2 protein-coding genes and 1 pseudogene are annotated in these 2,827 nt (G+C 73.3%); 2 read left to right on the top strand and 1 reads right to left on the bottom strand.

What is annotated here, in order from left to right; genetic code table 11:
* Nucleotides 1–369 (top strand): annotated as a pseudogene (locus QK444_RS35035) (TetR/AcrR family transcriptional regulator); the annotation flags it as partial.
* On the opposite strand, the gene QK444_RS35030 reads toward QK444_RS35035, so the two are convergent.
* Nucleotides 366–1,244: an alpha/beta hydrolase gene (locus QK444_RS35030; RefSeq protein ID WP_282786284.1), complete on the bottom strand. Its 879-nt coding sequence runs from the start codon at nt 1,242–1,244 to the stop codon at nt 366–368. The pseudogene QK444_RS35035 and the gene QK444_RS35030 overlap by 4 nt on opposite strands.
* Nucleotides 1,245–1,365: 121 nt before the next feature.
* Here QK444_RS35030 and QK444_RS35025 point away from each other — a divergent pair.
* The coding region (locus QK444_RS35025) for a BTAD domain-containing putative transcriptional regulator (RefSeq protein ID WP_282786283.1) at nt 1,366–2,827 on the top strand (1,462 nt) is incomplete at its 3' end.

Here is a 2,827-nt window from a genome sequence, read left to right as displayed (position 1 = left end):
GCCGACGCGGGGCGACTGGCCGACTACGCCGGACACGTCTTCGACTACCACCGCACCCATCCCCAGTTCCTGCGCCTGCTGCACTGGGAGGGGTTGCAGTCCGGTCAGCCGACCGCCGAATCCGCGCGCGCGGCCCACTACGCCGAGAAGGTGGCGGCCCTGGCGGCCGCCCAGCGCGCCGGAGCGCTGCCCGGCGACGTCGCCCCCGGCTACCTGCTGTACGCGGTGGCGGCCCTGGCGGCCTGGTGGTTCGCGGCCCCGCAGGTGGTGCGCATGATCCTCGGCGCGGACGCCGATGACCCGACCGCCCAACGGGACGCGCTGGTGACGCTGGTCCGTCGCCTCGAGACCGGCGGCCCGGCGGCCTAACGCTTCAGCAGCTCACGCAGGGCGGCGATCACCGTGGTCGGCTCCTCCTCGGCCATGAAATGCCCGCAGCCGACGGTCTGATGCCGCAGCTCCGGTGCCCACGCCCGCCAGCGCGCCGCGGCGTCGAAACCGAGGGCACTGCCCCAATCCTGTTGCAGCACGGTGGTCGGCATGCGCAGGACCGTGCCGCGCTCCCGGTCGACGCGGTCGTGCTCGATGTCGACGGTCGCCGAGGCGCGGCAGTCCGCCACGATGGACGGCACCGCCGCGCGGCTCGCGGCCAGGTAGACCTCGCGCAGGTCGGCGGGGATGGCGGCCGGATCCTGGAGCCAGGCGTCGAGCAGATGCCCGAAGAACACGTCCGGGCTCGCGCCGATGAGTCGTTCGGGCAGGCCGGGCGGTTGCGCCATCAGATACAGGTGAAAGCCCACCGCGGCGGAGACCCCGTGCATGACCTCCCACGTGTCGAGGGTCGGCAGCACGTCCAGGCAGGCGAGGTGGGTGACCGCCGCCGGATGGTCGAGTCCGGCGCGCACGGCGACCAGCGCACCCCGGTCGTGCCCCGCCAGCGCGAAGCTGTCGTGCCCGAAAGCGCGTGCGACAGCGACGATATCGGCCGCCATGGTGCGTTTGGAGTAGACGTCCTCGTCGACGGCGACCGGCTTGTCGCTGTCACCGTAGCCACGCAGATCCGGGCAGATGACGGTGTGGTCGGCGGCCAGATCGGCGGCCACATGCCGCCACATGAGATGGGTCTGCGGCAGACCGTGCAACAGCACCACCGGCGAACCGGACCCGGCGACGGCCACCCGCAGCGAGACATCGTCGGCGACGCGGACCCGCTGATAGTCGAAACCGGGGATACGGGGGGACACGGGGGACATGGAGATCCTTTCGATCGGGGACGGCACCCAGCCTCGGGGGCGGCACTGAGCAGTCGGTCAGCGATGACTGAGCGCGGGTGTTCGGTGGTGGCCGTGCGTGGGTCGGGCGCGCGTGGGGCGGGGTCGTAGCATCGGTGGGCGTGACCGGATCGGCGATGCCATGGCCCTGACCTTCGGCGTGCTCGGACCGCTGTGGGCCGAGGACGAGCGTGGGCGGCTGCCGCTCAAGGGGCCGCGGCATCGGGCCGTGCTGGCGCGGCTGCTGGTGGCGCGGGGGCGGGTGGTGCCGGTGGCGCGATTGATCGACGATCTGTGGGACGATCCGCCGGAGCAGGCGGTCGGCGCGATCCAGACCTTCGTCGCGGCGCTGCGACGCGCCCTGGAACCCGACCGGCCGCCGCGCCGACCCGCCCGGGTGCTGGTCACCGAACCGCCCGGCTACGCCCTGCGGATCGATTCCGCGCAGCTGGACGCCGGGCGCTTCGAACTGGCCGTGCGGGCGGGCGGGGATCTGCTCGACGCCGGAGACGCCACCGGCGCGGCCACCACCCTCGACGCCGCCTTGACACTGTGGCGGGGCCCCGCCTACGCAGAGTTCGCCGAATTCCCCTGGGCGCGAGCCGAAATCAACCGTCTCGACGAGCTGCGGCTGCTGGCCGTGGAACAGCGCGCCCGCGCCCGCATCGACTCCGGCGACCCCGCCGCCGCGGCGACCGCTCTGGAAGCGCACCTGCACGAACATCCGTTGCGCGAACAAGCCTGGCGACTGCTGGCCCTGGCGCTCTACCGCGGCGGCCGCCAAGCCGACGCGCTCACGGCCCTGCGCACGGTGCGCGCTCGCCTGCGTGACGAACTGGGCGTGGACCCCGGTCCCGACCTTCGCGATCTGGAGGCGGCCATGCTCGCGCAGGACCCGTCGCTGGAGCCGGGGCATTCGCAGGATGGCAGTGCCGCCGCCAGACCTCGGCGTGGAAGGCCGGAGCGCGCGCCGACCACGATGGCTGCGCCTGCAGCGGCTCGGGGAACGGCATCGGCGGCCGAGGGCGGGCCGTCGCCGGAACCGACGGCAGGGGGCGGGACGCCGCCGGAATCGGCCGACCGCGTGGATGCCACAGCGGTGTCCGGGCTGGATGTGCCAGCGCGAATGTCCTCGGCCGCATCCGGATCGGCGTCGGGTATCGGCGAAGTGGCGACGGATGCCGGAGTGCCTGTTGCACACCAGTTCTCGGAGCGGTCCTTCCTGGGCCGAGCAGCCGAACTCGAGCGATTGGAGCGGACAGCCGCGGCGGCGATCGCACGGAGGTCGTCGAAGCTGGTACTGATCTCGGGCATGGAAGGGGCCGGCAAAACCGCACTCGCCGAAGCATTCTCGGCAACCCTGGCCGCCCGCGGCTGGACGACGGCGTGGGGGCCGAGTCCGGCGGGCCGGGGGGTTCCGCCGAACTGGGCCTGGCGGCGGATCGTGACGGAGTTGGCCGCGGCAGGAGGCTCGCCGGCGGGTAGGGCGGACGCTATGGCCGGGTCGAACGCGGTTGGCGAGGCGGGCGAGGCTGGCCGGGCGAACGTGGCCGACG

The sequence above is a fragment of the Nocardia sp. CC201C genome (assembly GCF_030010695.1).
GTDB lineage: Bacteria > Actinomycetota > Actinomycetes > Mycobacteriales > Mycobacteriaceae > Nocardia > Nocardia otitidiscaviarum.
This window is presented reverse-complemented; position numbering and strand designations above follow the sequence as displayed.